18 protein-coding genes, 1 pseudogene and 1 riboswitch are annotated in these 20,772 nt (G+C 39.8%); all 19 genes and pseudogenes read left to right on the forward strand.

Annotated features, from left to right (window positions below; translation table 11 throughout):
* Positions 1-112 precede the first annotated feature (112 nt).
* Positions 113-1,249: a sensor histidine kinase gene (locus LDX58_RS12850; protein ID WP_227937242.1), complete on the forward strand. Its 1,137-nt coding sequence runs from the start codon at positions 113-115 to the stop codon at positions 1,247-1,249.
* 55 nt (positions 1,250-1,304) lie between these two features.
* Positions 1,305-2,012 carry a response regulator transcription factor gene (locus LDX58_RS12855; RefSeq protein ID WP_265416678.1) on the forward strand — a complete coding sequence of 236 codons (708 nt, stop codon included), beginning with the start codon at positions 1,305-1,307 and terminating at the stop codon, positions 2,010-2,012.
* A gap of 215 nt (positions 2,013-2,227) precedes the next feature.
* Positions 2,228-3,085 (forward strand): DegV family protein, encoded by an 858-nt coding sequence (locus tag LDX58_RS12860; protein WP_227937243.1) that lies wholly within the window; start codon positions 2,228-2,230, stop codon positions 3,083-3,085.
* A 35-nt stretch (positions 3,086-3,120) separates the two neighbouring features.
* Positions 3,121-3,414, forward strand: a pseudogene (locus tag LDX58_RS27045) (DNA/RNA helicase); the annotation flags it as partial.
* Between the two features lie 33 nt (positions 3,415-3,447).
* The gene (locus LDX58_RS12865; RefSeq protein ID WP_227937244.1) at positions 3,448-4,491 is read left to right on the forward strand and encodes an ATP-dependent helicase ComFA; all 1,044 of its coding nucleotides are present in this window, start codon (positions 3,448-3,450) and stop codon (positions 4,489-4,491) included.
* Positions 4,488-5,201, forward strand: coding sequence for a ComF family protein (locus LDX58_RS12870; RefSeq protein ID WP_227937245.1), 714 nt, complete (start codon positions 4,488-4,490; stop codon positions 5,199-5,201). The genes LDX58_RS12865 and LDX58_RS12870 overlap by 4 nt, the downstream gene beginning before the upstream one ends.
* 72 nt (positions 5,202-5,273) lie before the next feature.
* Complete coding sequence (locus LDX58_RS12875; protein ID WP_227937246.1) at positions 5,274-5,705, forward strand: TIGR03826 family flagellar region protein; 432 nt, start codon at positions 5,274-5,276, stop codon at positions 5,703-5,705.
* Between the two features lie 113 nt (positions 5,706-5,818).
* Complete coding sequence (flgM, locus tag LDX58_RS12880) at positions 5,819-6,082, forward strand: flagellar biosynthesis anti-sigma factor FlgM (RefSeq protein WP_227937247.1); 264 nt, start codon at positions 5,819-5,821, stop codon at positions 6,080-6,082.
* Between the two features lie 30 nt (positions 6,083-6,112).
* Positions 6,113-6,607: a flagellar protein FlgN gene (locus LDX58_RS12885; RefSeq protein ID WP_227937248.1), complete on the forward strand. Its 495-nt coding sequence runs from the start codon at positions 6,113-6,115 to the stop codon at positions 6,605-6,607.
* Positions 6,608-6,639: 32 nt separating this feature from the next.
* Positions 6,640-8,328, forward strand: a complete 1,689-nt coding sequence (gene flgK / locus LDX58_RS12890; protein ID WP_227937249.1) for a flagellar hook-associated protein FlgK — start codon at positions 6,640-6,642, stop codon at positions 8,326-8,328.
* Between the two features lie 16 nt (positions 8,329-8,344).
* On the forward strand, positions 8,345-9,538 hold the full coding sequence (flgL, locus tag LDX58_RS12895) for a flagellar hook-associated protein FlgL (protein ID WP_227937250.1): 1,194 nt from the start codon (positions 8,345-8,347) through the stop codon (positions 9,536-9,538).
* A gap of 125 nt (positions 9,539-9,663) precedes the next feature.
* A complete protein-coding gene (locus LDX58_RS12900) occupies positions 9,664-10,245 on the forward strand; it encodes a DUF6470 family protein (protein ID WP_227937251.1) in 582 nt (193 codons plus the stop codon).
* 103 nt (positions 10,246-10,348) lie between these two features.
* The gene (gene fliW, locus LDX58_RS12905) at positions 10,349-10,804 is read left to right on the forward strand and encodes a flagellar assembly protein FliW (protein WP_227937252.1); all 456 of its coding nucleotides are present in this window, start codon (positions 10,349-10,351) and stop codon (positions 10,802-10,804) included.
* A complete protein-coding gene (csrA, locus tag LDX58_RS12910; protein WP_227937253.1) occupies positions 10,805-11,041 on the forward strand; it encodes a carbon storage regulator CsrA in 237 nt (78 codons plus the stop codon).
* Between the two features lie 86 nt (positions 11,042-11,127).
* Positions 11,128-11,418: a hypothetical protein gene (locus LDX58_RS12915; protein WP_227937254.1), complete on the forward strand. Its 291-nt coding sequence runs from the start codon at positions 11,128-11,130 to the stop codon at positions 11,416-11,418.
* 726 nt (positions 11,419-12,144) lie between these two features.
* The gene (hag, locus tag LDX58_RS12920; protein ID WP_227937255.1) at positions 12,145-12,969 is read left to right on the forward strand and encodes a flagellin Hag; all 825 of its coding nucleotides are present in this window, start codon (positions 12,145-12,147) and stop codon (positions 12,967-12,969) included.
* A gap of 543 nt (positions 12,970-13,512) precedes the next feature.
* A riboswitch (cyclic di-GMP riboswitch) is annotated at positions 13,513-13,606 on the forward strand.
* Between the two features lie 83 nt (positions 13,607-13,689).
* Positions 13,690-18,594: an OmpL47-type beta-barrel domain-containing protein gene (locus LDX58_RS12925; protein ID WP_227937256.1), complete on the forward strand. Its 4,905-nt coding sequence runs from the start codon at positions 13,690-13,692 to the stop codon at positions 18,592-18,594.
* A 192-nt stretch (positions 18,595-18,786) separates the two neighbouring features.
* Entirely contained in the window at positions 18,787-19,137 is a 351-nt protein-coding gene (gene flaG, locus LDX58_RS12930) for a flagellar protein FlaG (protein WP_227937257.1), read from the forward strand.
* A gap of 15 nt (positions 19,138-19,152) precedes the next feature.
* A complete protein-coding gene (locus LDX58_RS12935; RefSeq protein ID WP_227937258.1) occupies positions 19,153-20,760 on the forward strand; it encodes a flagellar hook-associated protein 2 in 1,608 nt (535 codons plus the stop codon).
* Positions 20,761-20,772: the final 12 nt, after the last annotated feature.

Consider the following 20,772-nt stretch of genomic DNA (forward strand, 5'->3'; position numbering starts at 1 on the left):
AGAATAGAAAGATTTTTACGCTATTTGTGACGGAATGTTGTAAAATAAGAATAGCGAAATTAAATTCACTTGGCAAATAGATTGCACATCTTCGAATAGGCTGGTGACTGGCTTGGCAGATACGAACTTTTTGGACAAAATCATTGATCAGACTTTAAAAACGGTAGGAGATAGTCGAGAACAAATCTTTCATATTGGAGAGCAATCCCGACAAGAACTTGCGGCATTGAAAAAAGAATTGGTCAACGTTCGCCATAAAGTAGCCTCCGTTATCGAAAAGTCAGATCGAACTCAGATGTACGCTAAATTTGCTCGAGGTCGCTTGGTCGAAGTGAGCAAATCTTTTGATACGTTCTCAAAAGAGGAAGTTCGTGCGGCTTATGAACAAGCGAATGATTATCAAATACAATTAGCGGTGTTAAATCAAGAGGAATTTCAGCTACGAGAACAGCGTGATCAAATAGAAAGAAGACTAATTAATTTAAAAGATACCGTCGTTAGAGCTGAACAGCTCGCTGGACAAATGTCAGTTGTCTATAACTTTCTTTCTAGTGATTTAAAAATAGTGACTGACGTCATAGAAGATGCCAAGGAAAAGCAGGCGTTTGGGTTGAAAATCATTGAAGCGCAAGAGGAAGAGCGAAGGAGACTATCTCGTGAAATACATGATGGCCCTGCTCAGATGATGGCAAACGTGATGCTTCGTTCTGAGCTAATTGAACGAATGTATCATGAAAAAGGAATTGATGACGCTTTAAATGAGATTCGTTCCCTTCGTCAAATGGTAAAATCTTCCCTTGCTGAAGTAAGAAGAATTATTTACGATTTACGACCGATGGCACTCGATGATCTTGGCTTAGTTCCGACTTTAGTGAAGTATCTTAGAACGTTTGAAGAACATAATGGAGTTTCAATCGTTTTTCAACATTTTGGGAAAGATCAGAGGCTGCCTCAGCAGTTTGAAATCGCCTTATTCCGTCTTGTACAAGAGGCAGTACAAAATGCCTATAAACATGCGGAACCAAAAGAAATTCAGGTAAAAATTGAAATCAAGCCAACAAAGGTTATAATGATAATTAAAGATGATGGCATAGGCTTTGAACCATCAACAAAAAAAGAAGGATCGTTTGGTTTGATCGGGATGAAAGAAAGAGTCAATATGCTCAAGGGCGAGCTAAACATCCAGTCAAAGTTGAACAGAGGAACGGTTGTTGCGATTGGCATTCCGTTAAACTCATCCGACTTATAAATTTAGTTATCTTGTAAATAGATTACATTACCGTGTAAACGGAGAGGTGAAAATGATGAGTGAAGAACAAATCAACAAAATTAAAATCGTCATCATTGATGACCATCAGTTATTTCGTGAAGGTGTAAAACGCATTCTTGCTATGGAAAAAGAATTCGAGATTGTGGCGGATGGCCAAGATGGATCACAAGCATTGGAGTTAGTAAAGCTTTACCGTCCAGATGTTGTTTTGATGGATATAAATATGCCGAACATGAACGGGGTTGAAGCAACAAAAGAATTAGTACAAGCTTTCCCTAATATCAAAGTGTTGATCTTGTCTATCCATGATGATGAATCGTATGTAACGCATGTTTTAAAAACAGGAGCTTCCGGATATTTATTGAAGGAAATGGATGCAGATGCTCTGATCGAAGCCGTTAAAGTCGTAGCTTCAGGCGGGGCGTATATCCATCCGAAAGTGACTCATAATTTGATTAATGAATACCGTCGTTTGGCGAAGGAAGATGATATTCATGAGGAATCGATTGGATACCGTGAAGTGGAATACAGAAAGCCCCTTCATATTTTAACTCGCCGTGAGTGCGAAGTCTTGCAATTAATGACAGACGGCCAAAGCAACCGTTTGATTGGTGAATCGCTTTTCATTAGTGAAAAAACGGTGAAAAACCACGTCAGTAATATTTTACAAAAAATGAGTGTAAATGATCGTACGCAAGCCGTTGTAGAAGCAATTAAAAAGGGCTTTGTCATTGTAAGATAGTAGGAAGGGAGGAATGGCCACTGGCCTATTTCTTCCTTTTTTTTGGAAGGTTTTTTAAGGGAATCATTGCAGTAGCTCTACTAAAAGAAAGCTCAAATGCATGCTGAAAAACCGCGACTTGAAAGCTTTATCTTTTACATGTACATTAGATGGTAGAGATTTCAAGTTAGGAGCATACCTCAAACAAGAGGTGTGAGAAAAGCGAGGAGCTATTCATGAGTAAAAAAGTAGCCATTGTTACGGATAGTACCGCCTACATACCAGTTGATATTCGCAAAAAACTTCAGATTGAGATGGTTCCGTTGAATGTGATATTCGGTGAAGAATCCTATCAAGAAGAAACGGATATAACAACGGATGAATTTTATCAAAAAATGAAGACAACTGAAGAATTACCGAAAACATCACAACCGGCCATTGGTCAGTTTGTGACGCTATTTGAACAATTGGCTGAAAAAGGATTTGAGCAAGTAGTGACGATCCATTTATCTAGTCAATTAAGTGGCACGTTCCAATCGGCCGTAAGTGCTGGAGAGATGGTTGAAGGCATTGACGTGTTCGGGTTTGACACGGAAATTAGCTGTGCTCCTCAAGCCTACTATGTATTACAAGCGGCGAGATCAGCCGAAGCGGGTGCAGATGCGAGCGAAATTCTTGAAAAGTTAGCGTTCATGAAGAAAACAGCAAAAGCGTATTTCATGGTCGATGATTTAAAACACTTGCACCGCGGCGGACGCCTGTCCGGAGCCCAACTCATGGTTGGAAATCTGTTGAAAATCAAGCCGATTCTTTATTTTGAAGAAGGAAAAATCATTCCTTTTGAAAAAGTACGGACAGAGAAAAAAGCGCTGGCGCGGTTACTCGATCTTCTAGATCAAGATGTTTCGCAAGGGGGAAACTACTATGCCACCGTTATTCACGCCAATCGTTTAAATGGAGCCCGGCAATTAGTTGAAATGATTAACGAGCGTTTTCCTGAAGTGGAAGTCGATATCAGTTTCTTCGGCCCGGTAGTCGGTACGCATTTAGGAGCCGGAAGCTTAGGGCTGTCTTGGCAAAAACAATATACATAAACCACACCTAAGAGTATGATAGCGAAAATAGCGTCATGCTCTTTTTGATAAAATTCCCTATCGGAGGTGCCCATTTGAATCCTTCACTCCAACAACTCCTCTCAGGCAATCGACTTCTCCTCTCTGAAATACCTGTCCTAGAAAACCATCTTCCGCACCCGCATATCCTAGCAGAACCTGGCATTCAACTCATTAACGGACGTGAAACCTGCATACGGTGTGGCAATCACGATCGAACGCTTTTTGGACAACACCCTTGTGCACGTTGTCAGCAAATGTGTAGCTATTGTCGGCACTGTATTCAACTTGGAAAAATAAGTCGTTGTCAGCAGCTGTATCACTGGGTTGGACCTGAGCTCAAGATGCCGTACGAACCTAACAGTCTTCATTGGAATGGCACTCTATCAAGCGGACAAGCAACCGCTTCTGATGCGGTGGTCGAAGCGATTAACCATCAGCAAAAACTTCTTGTCTGGGCCGTCTGCGGTGCGGGGAAAACAGAAGTCCTTTTTCGCGGCTTAGCAGCAGCGTTTGCCCAAGGGAAACGAGTGCTGTTATCCACACCCCGTACAGACGTCGTCAAAGAGTTATCCCCACGATTGCAGCGAAGTTTTCCACATACGCACATCTCAACCTTGTATGGAGGCAGTAAAAACAGAAAAACAGGCGCTCAATTGGTGTTATCCACAACTCATCAAGCGCTGCGTTTTTACCGAGCGTTTGATGTCGTCATCATTGATGAAGTTGATGCCTTTCCTTACTCCTATGATCGGAGCTTGCAACATGCTGTCGAACAAGCCGAAAAACCCACCGCCACAACGATCTATCTTAGCGCGACTCCATCTAAGGACCTTCTTAAAACGCCCGGCCTCACCATCATTAAAATTCCGAAACGCTATCACGGTTTTCCCTTACCAGTACCTCGTTTTCAGTGGTGTGGCAACTGGCAGAAGCATCTTCAAAAAAAGACACTCCCAACCGCTCTCGTTAAATGGTTAGCGAAACACTATGCAAAGCCACTGCTCCTTTTTGTTCCTTCACTTCAAACATTAACAATCATTTATTCGCTTCTAGAGCATCACAACATCCACCACTTAGCCGTTCACTCAAATGAACCGAAGCGTCACGAGTATGTAGAAGCCTTTCGCAACCGCCAAGTCCCGCTTATGGTCACCACCACCATTTTAGAAAGAGGGGTTACCTTTGCAGATGTTCAAGTCGCTGTTCTTGGAGCAGAGGATCCAATCTTTGCCGAAGCGGCCTTAGTACAAATAGCAGGACGAGTAGGTCGAAAGCTAGAAACTCCAACAGGAGATGTCGTCTTTTTTCATTACGGAGTATCGCAGGAAATGAAGAAAGCGAAAACACATATTGAAAACATGAATAAAGAAGGGGGATTTACATGAATCGTTGTCTAGCTTGTCACGAACGCTTTTTTGAATCCGTGGGCTGGAGAAAGTTGCTCCTGATGGAACCGGAGGCACTGCTTTGCTCGTTATGTGAGTCAAAGCTCTCGCGCATTAGCGGTCAAACGTGTAAGATCTGTTTCCGCTCCCTTGAAAAAGTAGCAAAAGAACATTTTAAAGAAGATCAGTGTTTAGATTGTTGGCGTTGGCAAGACAGAGAAGATACAGCCACTCTTTTGGAACGCAATGTCTCCCTTTATGAATACAATTCGTTTTTAAAAGATTGGCTGGCGACTTATAAATACAGGGGAGATGCCGTCATTGCCACGTATTTTTCTCCACTTCTTCACAAGGTTTACGAAAAACAATTTCAGCGCTACATCACTGTTTCGATGCCGCTAAGCCCAGAAAGACTTCAAACAAGAGGCTTCAACCAATCGGCGCTGCTCATGTCGCCGTGGGCAATAGACAAGCGCTATCTCATCCGGACGACCGGAGAAAAACAAAGCAAAAAATCTCGAAAGCAGCGGATAAATCAATTTACACACAACCCCTTCACCCTCCACCCGCCATCTAAAAACCTTATTGAAAATCAATCAATCGTTCTGATCGATGATGTATATACAACAGGCACAACCGTCCGTCAAGCAGCGAAAATTTTATTAGAACACGGAGCAAAAAAAGTGGCTTCACTCACGATAGCAAGATAGAACCTTCCTTAAAAACAACACTGACAATTTCGACAGGTTTCGCTATAATGACAAAAAGAGGAGGGGAAGAGTATGAAGAATGTAGCCAATTGTCCAAAATGCGGAAAGATTTTTGTGAAAGCGTTACGTCCAATTTGTCAGCATTGTTATAAGGAACAGGAAGATCAGTTTGATAAGGTATCTACTTTTATGAGAAAGAAACAAAATAGAATGTCATCGATTCGCGAAGTCCATGAACAAACAGAGGTAGAGTTAACATTGATTCACCAGTTTGTGCGTGAAGGCCGCTTGCAAACAAAGAGTTTTCCAAACTTAGGCTATCCGTGCGAATCATGTGGGGAGATTATCAAAGAAGGTCGTATATGTGGAGGTTGTACAGCTAACATCACAACGGGACTTGATAACTTGCAAAAAGAAAAAGAATTTCAAGAGCGCAAAGATGCAGAGCGACGAGCGGAAAAAAGCAAGGGTGCGACGTATCACTCATTAAAAGACCGTTTTTGATAAAAAATAGTTAACAAAATAAGAAAACGTGCCGATAATAGGAATAACGAACTCGGGACGTTTTTATGTTTATTTTATATAAAGACAATTACACTAGAGAAGAGGTGACTGAAATGAAAATTAACCCATATAACTCTGTTCAACAAAACCCATATCGAAAGCAAATCGAGAAAACTGAGAAAACAAACGACGTTGAAGCGAAGCGAGATAAACTTGAAATTTCATCTGAGGCACTTTCGATGCAGAAAGGAACGAGGATTGAGAAAGAGCGCTTAGAAAAAGTCGAAGCTTTGAAGCAGAAGATTGATGCGGGTGAGTACAAGGTTGATTCACAAGCGATCGCTAATAAGTTTTATGATTTTTGGAATCAAAAATGATAGTCTGTCTGGAGAAAAGGAGGAGTGAACATGTCGATCAAAGCGATTACACAAATGATGGAACGGTTAATTGAAATCCATGAACCATTGCATGATTTGGCCGTTAAAAAAGTTGAGCCGATCAAAAAAGGCGACATGAAAGTGCTTGAAGCGATCGTTCGCGAAGAAGCAAAACTTGCTTATAAACTCCAGACAACAGAAATGTTACGTTCAAAAGTCGTACGAACCTTCCTGCTTGAGCAGGGAGAGGCAAAAGAAGCCGTAACGATGTCTGATGTGAAACGGTTTGCGACAGTGGAAGAAAAACTTCAGCTTGAGCAGCTTCAATTAAAACTGGTTGATGATGTGCAGAAATTAAAAACACAAAATGAAATGAATCAGGAGTTAATCGAGGAATCGTTACGATTTGTGAACCTTTCCCTGGACTTGATGCTTCCGCATAAGGAAGATGTTAGCTACGATCCACGGAGTCGAGATGATGAACCATTTGAAAATGCCCACTCGATATTTGATTCGAAAGCATAAAAGAAGTTGTTCAAGAAACGGAGGAAGCGGTAGTGTTATCAACATTTCACGGATTAGAAACAGCAAGACGCGCGATGATGACGCAGCAAAGTGCGCTTCATACAACAGGGCATAATATTGCCAATGCTAATACAGAGGGGTATACAAGGCAGCGAGTGAATTTTGAGCAAACAGAGTCCTATCCAGGTATAGGAAAAAACAGTCCGAGAGTACCAGGGAACTTAGGAACAGGGGTCCAAGCAGGCTCGGTTCAACGTGTACGCGAGCAATTTTTGGATGTTCAATACCGAAATGAAACAAATAAAGTGGGTTACTGGGAATCGCGGAATGACGCCCTCACAAAGATGGAAGACATTTTAAATGAGCCATCAGAGCAAGGGTTAAATCGACAAATTGATATGTTTTGGACATCGCTTCAAGATTTAAACGTGGATCCAGAGGACTCAGGAGCTCGTTCCGTTGTTCGTCAGCGCGCCATGGCTGTTGCTGAGACGTTCAACTTCCTGCATGACTCCATCTCTGCGATTAGAAACGATTATAAAAATGAAATCGAAGTGGCTCAAAAAGAAGTGAATTCGATCTTAAATCAACTTGATACGGTCAATGAGCAAATTCGCAAAACGGAGCCGCACGGTCGTGTTACGAATGACCTTTATGATGAACAAGATCGTTTATTAGACCAACTTTCTAAAATGGTTAACATCCAAGTTCAGCGTGAGAAAAGCGATGGACAACCGAACCCAGCAGCTGAAGGAGCAGTAACTGTAACGTTAATTGATGATCAAGGAAATCCGTATTCAGTAAACGGAGAACCTCTTAAACTAGTAGATGGAACGGGTGCTGAAGCTAGAAAACAAATGACGATCACGTTTGATCAAGCGAACTTTGTTAGTGAGTTTTCGTTTGTCGATCAAAATGGGACAGGTCACAAAGTGGAATTAGATGCGATGCCACGCGGTGAAATGAAGGCCTTAATTCAGACTTATGGCTATGGCGAAGATGCAAACGGTGTAACAGGGATCTACCCAGATATGATGAATGAATTAAATAATATGGCTGAAGTGTTTGCGACAGAAATGAACAATATGCATAAAACAGGTTTTACCCTTGCAGGCTCAAACAGTTCTGCTAACGTCGCTGGGAATTTGTTTGATCTTACAGCAACGGATAACGGAGTTGAAGCGGCAAAAGCGATGAAACTCGATGCGGCCATTCTATCAAGCTTAAATAACATTGCGGCTTCTGGGGTGAACGTGAATGCTTTTGCGCCTGGGAAGTTTGAAGAATATCAAGCACTACTAAGCGAAAATCCTGTTAATTACGACGGTGTTCATGATTTCTTGGATGCGAATGATACGTTCATACCGGGAGTGCAAAAAGCTTTTGCTGGTGACGGATCAAATGCGAAACGCTTAGCCGATGTAAAAGATGCTACTTTAACGTTTGCTAACGATTCAGCAACGATTAGCTCGTATTATCAAGGTGTAATTGGCGATATGGCTGTTTCAACACAAGAAGCAGCCCGGATGCTGAATAGTTCAGCGTCGCTTCAGGATAGTGTCGATTACCGGAGAAACTCAGTTAGTAACGTCTCTCTTGATGAAGAGATGACGATGATGATTCAATATCAGCACGCATACAACGCAGCAGCAAGAAACATTACAATGGTTGACGAAATGCTAGACCGGATTATTAACGGCATGGGTGTCGTTGGCAGATAAGGATAGGTGGACATAGATGCGAGTGACACAGATGATGCTCTCACAAAGCTCATTACGCAATATTAACCAAGGGTACAATCGCTTAGCGAACATCCAAGATCAACTGGCTTCAGGTAAAAAGATTACTCGTGCATCACAAGATCCTGTTGTCGCGATGAAAGGGATGCGTTACCGTTCACAAGTAACAGAAGTGGAACAATTTAAACGCAATCTAAGTGAAACTTACAACTGGTTGGATACAGCAGATGCGACTCTTGATAAAGGAACAGGAGCATTGCAACGTATTCGTGAACTAGCTACACAAGCAGCAAACGATTCGTATAACCCAACTGAACGGGCGAATATGGCCAAGGAAGTTCAGCAATTGCGTGAACATCTTGAATCATTGGGAAATACGAAAAACAGCAATAAGTATATCTTTAATGGAACGAACACGACGAATGCACCAATTGGCAATACGGGTAATATGGATCTAGGGATTGAAGCGCTATCTAATGGATCGATTACGGATCTAGATTCGGTCGAAGTGATCTATAATGGCAAGACGTTCAAGCATATCGATACGGTCGATGGTCAGCATATTTTTCAAGATGTTTCACAAACGACCCCGGCTTTTGATGGGGATGAGTTGAATAAGCAAGCCACTCTCTTAACAGTTGGAGAGGATAATAATGTGAAGTACCTTGAACCGAACAAAGCGCATGATCCTAACAATCCTTCAAGTCAGCCAGTTACAAAAAAAAGTGTTCGTCAAAATGATGTAGTCGTGGCAAATACGAATGGCGTTTCGGGTAATTCAGAATCGGTTGAAATTGAGTTAATAAAAGGGGTAACGATCCCTGTGAACATCAATCCAAGTAATGTGTTCAGTAATGCTTTATTTGGGGACCTTACCCGCCTTGAGCGCGCGCTTCAAGATTCCACGGTTGATGGAACCGAGCTAACTGGTTATATTGACAACTTTTATGATCATATCGATAGGTTTGTAACAGAGCGTGCAGAGCTTGGAGCGAGAACAAACCGAGTTCAGATGATCGAAAATCGCTTAATGGAGCAGGAAGTCAGTGCCAACCGCATTATGTCTGAAAATGAAGACGCGGAGATGGAAGTAGTCATTACTAATTTAATGACACAGGAAAGTGTGCATCGTGCGGCTTTATCTTCAGGAGCGAGAATTATTCAGCCTAGTTTGATGGATTTTCTCCGTTAGAGAGGCATTGACTAGTCGCTCATTACTTAGTTGAGAAAAAAATAATTAGTGTAATAGAGGTTGATCAAAAAGGTGTAACGGTCCTTTTGGTCAACCTCTTTCTAAAGGAAGGGATGGCGTACATTATGCAACTAACGTCTTTAAATATCCAACAAACCGATGCGCGAATTGGTCTTAGCTCGAGCCGTCCTGGCCCGCAAATTAGACAGCAGGCGGCTGATATGCAAATTAGGCAGAATCATAACAACCTAATTGAGATAAGTACAACAGCCTCGAAAATGCATATTGACCAAACAGAAGCCTTTGCAGATGCGAACTTAAAATCATCATTAAGAGTCGCTAATGAAGCAGCTGCAAGAGCCCTGCAGCAGGTTTCAAGTTTTGTTGCAAAAACGGCTCAGCAAGGCGATCAGCTGATGAGGATTGAAAACGGAACTGGTGCGATTACACGAATAGCGAAAGCCAATAGCGAACCGACGCCAAAACAATTTAATATTGGCTATATGCCTAAATCTGCAGATCGAGTGAAGTTTGTTTTCCAACCGGCTCAAGTAAACATAAAGGCAAGAACGAATGAAACCGACATTATTGTCAATCGACGCGCGCCGCAAATTGAGATGCCGAAGTGGCAGTCAGACGTTTATATTAAACAGAAAAACCAAATTTCATTTGAAGCAGTTGGTGGTACGGTGAATCGAGGTCTTTAAAGAAGTCGCAGGTGGCGGCTTCTTTTTCTCTACCTAGCTCGTTATGATACAATGTTGGAAAGATCTTAAACGGAATTTTATAGAAGAAAAGGTGTGTGGCCGTATGAACATTGAAACGAAATATCAAGGAACAGTTGAAATAAATGACGATGAAATCATCACATTTGCAAAAGGAATCCCTGCTTTTGAAGATGAAAAACAATTTATTCTCTTGCCATTTGAAAAAGGAACATCTTTCTTTGTCCTACAATCAACAAAAACAGTAGATGTTGCGTTTATTATTATGAACCCATTTGAAATTGTTCCAAACTATCAAATTAAATTACCAGACGCAACACTTGAGATGCTTGAGATTAATAAGGAAGAAGATGTTGCGACATTCGTTGTCTTAACAGTAAAAGAGCCTTTTGCTGAAACAACAGCCAATCTTCAAGGTCCAATCATTATTAATGTGAACAAACAAAAAGGAAAGCAACTGTTGCTTAGCGATACGGATTATAAAACGAAACACCCGATCTTCAAAGAAGCTGTCCTCCAAATAGCTAAGGAGGGAAAGTAGATGCTGGTTCTCTCACGTAAACTAAAACAGGCGATTCAAATTGCTGATGACATCGAGATCAAAATTTTAGCCATTGAAGGAGATCAAGTCAAAATCGGCATTGAAGCCCCGAAGCATATTGAGATTCATCGCAAAGAAGTATTTTTGGCGATCCAGGAAGAGAATAGTGCGGCAGCTCAGACGATTTCCGTGGATGCGTTGAAAGGGTTTTTGCAAAGGTCAGAGAGGAAAGAGTAGGAGGGAAGTTTTTTTATTATTCCTTCTCTATTTCCTTTACCACTAGTTTAATTCGACATAAACTGATATCGAGGAGGTGAAGTAACATGGAAAGTGAAATTCTATTATTGCTAAAACAAATAAATGAGAAGATGGACAAGCACTTTGAACAGATTGAGGTGCGATTAGACAAGATTGAAAATCGTCTAGATCAGCACGAACGGTTATTACAATCGCTGATGACAATGACAGCTAAAAACACAGAAGACATCCATTCACTACGAACTGAAACCAACCAACGCTTCGACAAATTAGAACTCGCCTTTTACAAAAAGAACTCAGATATTGACCTCCTTTTTCAAGTAACCCAACGAACAAATGTGATATTGCCCAATTAAAGAACCGATAAAAGAAATCTCGCCACTATGCGTGATAGACGTTTGAGTCGGGAGATTTTTGTTGTTTCCTGATAAAGTGGTTTAGTTTTCTCCAAGAGACAAGGATAAAAATCATATGATTCGATTATTACCTCGTTAATTTACGAACAGCTTTTTCTTAATGGAAAAATAGACTCAACGAATGACTTTACTAGGTCTTCTCATTAGGACGTTATTTCCAATACTTCATTTACACTTTCCATCCAGTGAGATCAAACCGAGTCTGTCGGAAAGGACTTTCGTACTATGATGCTTTAAAAGAACTATGAAGTGAATCTTCGGAAAACTACCCCGTAAATGACGAATACCTTCATATAGAAGAATTATGGGGATGTCCATTGGATGTCTGGTTCGATTATCTGATGGAAGGAAAGGGAAAACTACCTTTATATTAGTTTAAGACCCGATTAATCCTTATGTAAAGGTGGAAAGAGCGGTACTAAACACACGGAATTCGGATATTTATATTGTGTACTTTTTACAGAAGATTGAGGTTGTACACGTGTAAATAAAAAAATAACGAAAAAAGTTTAAAAAACACTAAATATATCAAACTAGCATCCGATATATATATTGTAAGCAGGAAGTCATATATGCTCGGCCGACTATATGACTGATTGCTTAACAAAAAATTCAATATCCAACCACAAGGATGTGGGCGGAGCTAATTTCAAGGAGGAAATTATAATGATTATCAATCACAATTTAAATGCAATGAACTCTCACCGTCAGATGGGTATGAATGTAAACGAGAATGGTAAATCAATGGAGAAATTATCATCAGGTCTTCGTATTAACCGTGCAGGTGATGATGCAGCTGGTCTTTCAATCTCTGAAAAAATGCGTGGACAAATTCGTGGTTTAGATCAAGCATCTCGTAACTCTCAAGATGCAATTTCTCTTATTCAGACTTCTGAAGGAGCATTAAACGAATCTCATGCTATCCTTCAACGTATGCGTGAACTAGCTGTTCAAGCAGGTAATGAAGGTACTCTTGAGGCTGAGGATTTAAAAGCTATCAGTGATGAAATTACGGAATTACAAGCAGAGTTAACTGGAATTTCAGACCGTACAGAATTTAACGGAAAAAAATTATTAGATGGATCCTTTAATAAAGACTTCCAAATTGGGGCAAATGCAGGTCAACAACATAATATAACTATCGCAACAGATTTTGACGCAGTTGGTTTAGGAGTTGATTCTGCTTCATTAGTATGGGATGGGGCTAAGGCAAGCACTGATGCTAACTTAGCAGCTATTGACGCTGCAATTGAAACTGTTTCTTCAACTCGTTCTAGTCTTGGTGCTAATCAAAATCGTCTAGAGCATACAATCAAAAACCTTGATAATGCTTCTGAGAATTTACAAGCTGCTGAGTCTCGTATCCGTGACGTTGATATGGCTAAAGAGATGATGAACTTTACTAAAACTAACATTCTTAACCAAGCATCTCAATCTATGCTTGCTCAAGCTAACCAACAGCCACAAGCTGTATTACAATTACTTCGTTAATTTTAAGTAACAGAAAAGAGAGATCTTAGTATTCTAGGGTCTCTTTTCTATGGTCCCACAGTCCCACAGATTGAGTGTCAGTTATTTTGGGTGGGATATATGCAGTTTTGTTTTTAATCATACTAAGGAAGGTGTAGATCTTCAACTCATATCGGACTTTGGGACTAACAAAAGAAGCTATTGGGAAACTTACGGCGGAGACAACAACTAAGGTTTATTCTCGTCTAGTTGTTGTGTGAACGAGAATAAGGATTAACTTTTAAATTTATATAGTACAAAAGAGTCTAATGTTAAACGGTAGACTCTTTTTCATACGGATGTGGCTTGATAAATAAAAATTGAATAATCTAATAAAGTCAAAAGAATACAATGAATAGTTTCAATCCAGCTTAATCTAAACAAAATAGTAGGGTAATACAAAATTTCCAAGGTAAATGAACCTAAATACCCACCTCTATCAAAGTGCATTCAGAAACATTAGGTAATAATAACTATTCACTAGAATCTTTATACCTATTATTATAGTAATAGGTATAAAACACCAAGTGAAAAAGGCAAACCATAGGAAACTATGAGACGCAAAGCCAAGGGCCTGAACTACGAGGAAGTACCGCGTGGATGGCAGCCGGTTGCCACAAGGAATCATAGTATCCTAACCTATGAACCTTGTTAAGGTTCTTTTTTATTTGGGTATAAAATAAGAAAAGGTGGGACTATTGTATGGGAAAGCGGTTTATTAGAAGCGTTACGTTTCTAACATTATTCACAATTTTATCTCAATTTTTGGTTCCATTTGCTAGCGCATTTGCTGAAGGCAATAGTACTATATTACCTCCAAGTGATCTTGCGGTACAAATGGTAACACCGGATGATGTGAAGCTGACATGGAGTTCAGTTCACGGCGCAACCGGCTACAATGTTTATGAAATTACAGAGGGGCAGCTTATTTTACATGGCAAGACTACTTCGAATAGCTATGCGATAAATGATTTAGCGGAAGGCTCCTATAGCTTTGTCGTTTCAACCTTAAGTTCAGATGGTGAATCTGGTCCAAGTGCGCCGGTTTCTGCTGATATAGTATACCCAGACATGGCGGAACCAGGGAATTTAACTCATGTCATAAAAAACGGTAATGACATCGTGTTAAACTGGGAAGCATCCGAGTATACGGAACATTATAATATCTATCAAATGTCAGCAGACAATCAAAAGGAATTGCTAACTACTGTCACATCGCCTACATATACGATAAGCAATGCATCTGAAGGTCAGTATACGTATGCAGTTGCAGCAGAAAATTCCTTGTATGGTGAATCGTCTCTTTCAACTTCTGTAGAGGTAGAGGTTGTTCATCCGACAATGACGGCACCAAGTAATTTCTCATATACGGTTAAAAACGGTAATGACGTAACATTAACGTGGGATTCTGTTTCTTTTGCAACAGAATATAATATTTATGAAGTTAAGGATAGTGAAAAGGTTTTATTAAAGAAAGTAACTGGAACGTCGTTTGAACTTACAAATGTAGCTGCTGGAGATTATGTGTATGAGATTACAGCTACTAGCGATCGCTTCGGAGAATCAACAGAAGGAAGCCAACTAACGGCAACTGTAAGTGATATTTCGATGACAGCACCAAGTGATTTTAAATACGAGCTTCAAAATACAAATGATATCATTTTATCGTGGGCAAGCGTACCATATGCTACTAGTTATAAAGTCTATCAAATAATCGATGGAGAAAAAATGTTAAAAAGCACGGTAACTAATACAAGTGTGAAGTATATGTATATGCCAAATGGCGATTATACATACGAGGTACATTCTTATAGTGATCGATATGGCGAATCGAGCGAAAGTAGTAAAGTCTCTTTGACTGTTGAATTTGATCCGATGGAAGCGCCAGATCAGTTTAACTATAAAATTCAAAACGGAAACGATATCGCCCTTAGCTGGGAAGCTGTCTCCAATGCAAACAGTTATAAGGTCTATCAAGTTGAGAATGGAGAAAAGGTATTGAGAAGTACCATAAAGGGTACGAGCGTTACGTATGCTAACAAACCAGAAGGAGAATACCATTACGAAGTTCACTCTTTATCGACACGATTTGGTGAATCTGTAGAGGGTAGTCAACTTTCCTTCTCACTCATTCATCCGACTATGGAACCTCCGGCAAATTTGATTCAAACACTTACAAGCCCAACCTCTTTTAAATTGAGCTGGGATTTGGCTTCCTTTGCAACAAGTTACAAAGTGTATCAGATTGTTGATGGAAAAAAAGTTTTGAAAAATACTTTGTCAGGTTCAAGTGTTTCTTATAGCAATATCGCACCTGGAGAATATGATTACGTCGTTTATGCATATTCTAGTAGATTTGGAGAGTCAGCCGAGGGAACGAAGATTAAGGTGACGTTGAACGGAGAAACGATGGAAACTCCGACAAATCTAACTTATAGCATTTTAAATGGAAATGACATCTCGTTGAAGTGGACAGGTGTTCAATATGCAAATAGTTATAAAATTTACGAAGTTATTGATGACGAAAAAGTTTTAATGAGAACTGTAACAGGGACAGCGGTCACTTTTTCAAACATGCCAGCAGGCGAACACCATTATATCGTTCATTCTGTTTCAACGTTATTAGGTGAATCACCAGAGGGGGCAGAAATAACGATTTCTTTGACACACCCTAATATGGAAGCTCCAGCTAATCTTACTTCCAAAGTTCAAAATGGAAATGATGTCGTTTTAAGCTGGGGATCCGTTCCATATACAAATAGCTATAAAATCTATGAAGTTATTGACGGCAAAAAAGAATTGAAGAGAACGGTATCGTCGCTATCAGCAGTCCTCTCAAACGAATCAGAAGGTAAGCATGTTTATGTGGTTCATTCTGTCAGCTCTCGTTTTGGTGAATCAGCTGAAGGCAGTGAAGTTACTCAAAATGTCGTTTTCCCAATTATGCAGAAACCGGAAAACCTGACTCAAACCGTAACAAATGGGAATGACATCACATTAAGATGGAATGCATCCGCATTTGCTAATAATTACAATGTCTACCAAGTGATTGATGAGGAATTGGTTTTACAAAGAACCGTGACAGGAACGGTAACAACACTTAGTAACTTACCGGAAGGGGATTATCAATACGTTGTGCATTCCAACAGCAGTCGTTTTGGTGAATCTTCAGAAGGAAGTAAAGTATCTTTAACACTAGTTCATCCGATTATGCAAGCACCTGGTAATTTAACGAACAGTATTGTAAACGGAAATGATCTTGTATTGAAATGGAATGCAGCCGCTTATGCGACAAATTATAACGTATACCAAGTGGTAGATGGTGAACTGGTTTTACAAAGAACCGTGAGGGGAACGGCAACAACATTTGTAAATATGCCTGAAGGTGATTATGAATACGTTGTTCACTCCAATAGCAGTCGTTTTGGCGAATCCTTGGAAGGAAGTGATGTTTCATTAACATTGATCCATCCAACCATGGAACCGCCTGAAAACGTAACAAATAGTATTATCAACGGGAATGATATTGTCTTAAAGTGGAATAAAGCAGCGTTTGCAACAACTTACAAAGTTTATTGGATTAGCGATGATGGCGAACCTGTCCTTGAAAGAACTGTAACAGGAACGTCGACATCGTTTGTGAATATGCCTGAGGGCGATTATGAATACGTTGTTCATTCCTATAGTAGCCGCTTTGGCCAATCCTTAGAAGGCACGTCAGTAAGCTTTAATCTAACTTGGCCGGTCGTGCAACCACCAGAAGTGAGTCGAACGATTAATAACGTCAACAACATTTCATTGACTTGGCCGATTGCTCAATGGGCGAATGAATACCGTGTTTACAAAGTAAAAGATGATAGCAGAGAGTTGATTTATAAAGGAACAGCACGCAATTACACGATCTATAACTTAACAGAACGTACACATTCTTTTGAGGTGACAGCTTTTAGTACGCGCTTTGGAGAGTCAAAACCATCTAATCGGATCACGGAAACGATTGTTTATCCGATTATGGAGCCTCCTTTGGCAACCTTGAAACTGATCAGTGATACAAGTGCTAGGATTTATTGGGATTTTGTCACATATGCAAATGGGTACAACATTTATGAATTAATAGACGGAGAGCTTGTTCTAGTTGCGGAGAAGGTAAATAACCTATCTTACACGATTACGAATATGTCGTATGCGAATCACGAATATGTTGTGACATCCTACAGTAATTCGTTTGGAGAATCAGATCAGTCAAATGTCGTTTTGGCGAAACTGATACTTGATGATGAAGCGCCTGTAACGACGATTGATTCATCAACGAAGTGGACAAATCAAAAAGCGGATGTAACATTATCTGCAACGGATAATGAAACAGGAGTAGCAAACACGTATTATACAATCAATGATCGTCCTTTCGTTGAAGGAACAACTTTTACACTTGAAGAAGAAGGAGTTCATAAAATTTCCTTCTACTCGGTTGATAAAGTAGGAAACGTTGAAAAGATCCAAACAAGTGAAGTGAAAATTGACAAAACAGCACCAATTACTTCATCTGATGCTCCAACAACTTGGAGCAAGGAAACTGTTAACGTCAAGTTGACAGCAGAAGATGACCGTAGTGGAGTTGCCAGCACTTTCTATTCGTTAAACGGATCCGAGTTTACAGAGGGAACGAGCTTTGACGTAATTGAACAAGGAATCAACCAAGTCGCATTTTATAGTGTGGACGAAGCAGGGAACGAAGAAGAAGAACAAACAGTAGAAGTGAAAATTGACAAAACAGCACCAATTACATCATCGGATGCTCCAACAACATGGATTAAGGAAGCTGTGAACGTTAAGCTGACAGCAGAAGATGACCGTAGTGGAGTTGCTAGCACTTTCTATTCAATAAATGGATCTGATTTTATAGAAGGAACGAGCTTTGAAGTAACTGAAGAAGGAATTAGTCAAATCACGTTTTATAGTGTAGACGAAGCAGGTAACGAAGAAGAAGAACAAACGCTAGAGGTGAAAATTGACAAAACAGCACCAGAAGTTATCTGGGATTTTGAGGATGAGTATGAATTAGAAACGGTCTTAGCTTTAAACTATTCAGCTCAGGATCACGTATCTGGTGTACAAAGTGAAGTGCTCCTTGTTAATGGAACTCGCTTTGGAAATGGAGAAGAGTACAGTTTTGATCAACCGGGTACTTATACACTCACGTTAACAGTGAAGGATCATGCTGGCTGGGTAACAACGATCGAAAAAACGATCACAGTCTATATTCCTGTTGAGATAAAAGTAACCCCAGTTGTTATGAAAGAAAATAAGGGGAAATTCACCGTTCAAGTCTCTTTTTCAAAAGAGTATGAAAAAGAATACGGTAAAAAGTATTTGAAAGAACTGCTTAAAGAATTTGAGCTACAAAGTGTAACCTTAAATGGAGTCGCAGCCATTGATGAGAAAAATGGCGATCAGAAAAAGGCAGAAAAAGGCCATTTCAAATTTAACCGAGAAGATTTCGATTGGGTTGAAGGAGAAACACTTTTACAATTCCGTGGCATGATAGGCGATCATTTAGTTAGAGGTTCAAAAAAAGTAAAAAGTAGTTTAAAAGAAAACAACAGATAAACAGAATGAATTAGAGACTTTAGTATTATCTAGAGTCTCTTTTTTCTTACATATTTACTAATGATATTACAATGTATGGTGATGTAATAAGGGGAAATAAGATGAATTTATAATAATCTATTAAATACTATTTAAAATAACTGCCAAACAACCGATATAAAGAATAGTAACTTTATCTAAGGAGTGAATACGGTGGAAGTAAGTCGTAGCTTACCAATAATAGTTAATAATGGAATTGACATAGATAAATCAATGACTGAATCGCCGGATAAGAGACAACAAGGACTTGAGGACAGTCTCCCAAAGGATAAGAAGGTAAAAAAGGAAGATTTGGAACGGAAAGTAGATAGTTTCAATCAATTCTTAAAAGCGAGCAATACTCAGTTGAAGTTTAGTTTTCATGAAGAGTTAAACGAGTATTACGTAGCGATCATCGATCAACAAACTAACGAAATCGTCAAAGAAATTCCACCTAAGAAACTATTAGATATGTATGCAGCAATGAAAGAAACAATCGGTTTATTTATTGATAAAAGAATCTAGAAAGTGGTGTGAAATATGCAAATTGGTGGATTAGCCTCGGGAATTGACACGGAGTCAATGATCAAACAACTCATGCAAGTGGAGCGGCAGCCTCTTGATCGTTTCTTCCAACGAAAGCAAACGGTTGAGTGGCAACGAGATGCTTATCGTGATATGAACTTGAAATTACGTACGCTTGAAGAGTCTGCAGCAAGTATTCGTCTTCGTAGTTCATTAAATACACGTGTGGCAAATTCTTCAAACGAGCAAATGTTTTCAGTTACGGCCAACTCAAGTGTGCAGAACGGCACATATAACTTTAAAGTCGATCAAGTCGCAACTAAAACGAGAAATATCAGTGCTGCAAATATTACAACGGGAAGCACTGAATTTAGTGCTTCAACAAGATTAGATGCCCAGACTGATGCTGTCGGAGATCTTAGTGCCTATAACGGTACGCAATTTTCAGTAAAGACGTTTGACACAACAGGTGCAGCAAAAGAGGTTACAGTCACAATAGATACGACTAAATCGCTGAATGAAAATTTGAAACAAATAAATGACTCTGATATCGGTGTTCGTGCCTATTATGACTCTGCTTTTGATCGTGTCGTAATTGAAAGAAAAGAAACTGGAGAATTTAATGGTGAGCTAGATGCTGACGGAGTAAATAGACAAATTGTTTTTGGTGGCAATACAGGCTTTCTCAATGATGTGTTAAATATACAGCAGGGGAATGAGGCTGCTGGAGTAAATGCGAAAGTTGAATTTCAAAATCCTCTATTTGCAGGTGAAACAATAACGGAGGAATCTCGTTCAAACCGCATCACTATTGGTGGATTGACGTTTAATGTAACTCAGCCTACGAATGGTGTGTTTGAAACGGTAAATGTGTCATCAAATACGGATGCTGCTTTTGATAAGATTAAGGCTTTTGTGGACAATTATAATGAAATGATAGCTGAGATTCAAACTAAATTATCTGAGCCGAAACATCGTGATTTCCCTCCGCTTACAGATGAGCAACGTCAAGAGATCTCAGAGCGTGAGGCTGAGCTTTGGGATGAAAAAGCGAAAAGTGGGTTACTTCGCCGTGATCCAATGCTTTCATCGATGTTAACCCAAATGAGAAATGATATATATACTCCGGTATCAACATCTGGTCAATTTAATCAGATTACACAAGTTGGGATTACGACTACTAAAAACTTCCGTGATGGAGGTCGTTTAGAGATTGATGAAGCAAAGTTAAGGGCAGCATTAGAGGATGATCCGGATTCAGTTCATCAATTGTTCAATAACGTCGCTGATAAGACATTAACCGATGTTAAGCCGGAAGATCGTACGGCGGAGCAACAAGGTGAGATCCAGAGTCAAACAGGAATAGTTGGTCGACTACGGACTACCATTAATGACACTATTAATAAAGTGGTAAGTCGTGCTGGTAACAACAATCGGACTAATCAACAATTTACATTAGGAAGAGAATTGTTAAATGTGGATAATCAGATTAATAATTTTCAGCGTAGATTAGCTCAAATAGAGCAACGCTACTGGAGCCAATTTACACGCATGGAAACAGCAATGAATCAAGCTAATGCACAAGGGAATGCGTTGATGAGCCAGTTAACTGGTGGAATGTAAATTTGAAAGGAT

The sequence above is a fragment of the Alkalihalobacillus deserti genome (assembly GCF_020734105.1).
GTDB lineage: Bacteria > Bacillota > Bacilli > Bacillales > Bacillaceae_D > Halalkalibacter > Halalkalibacter deserti.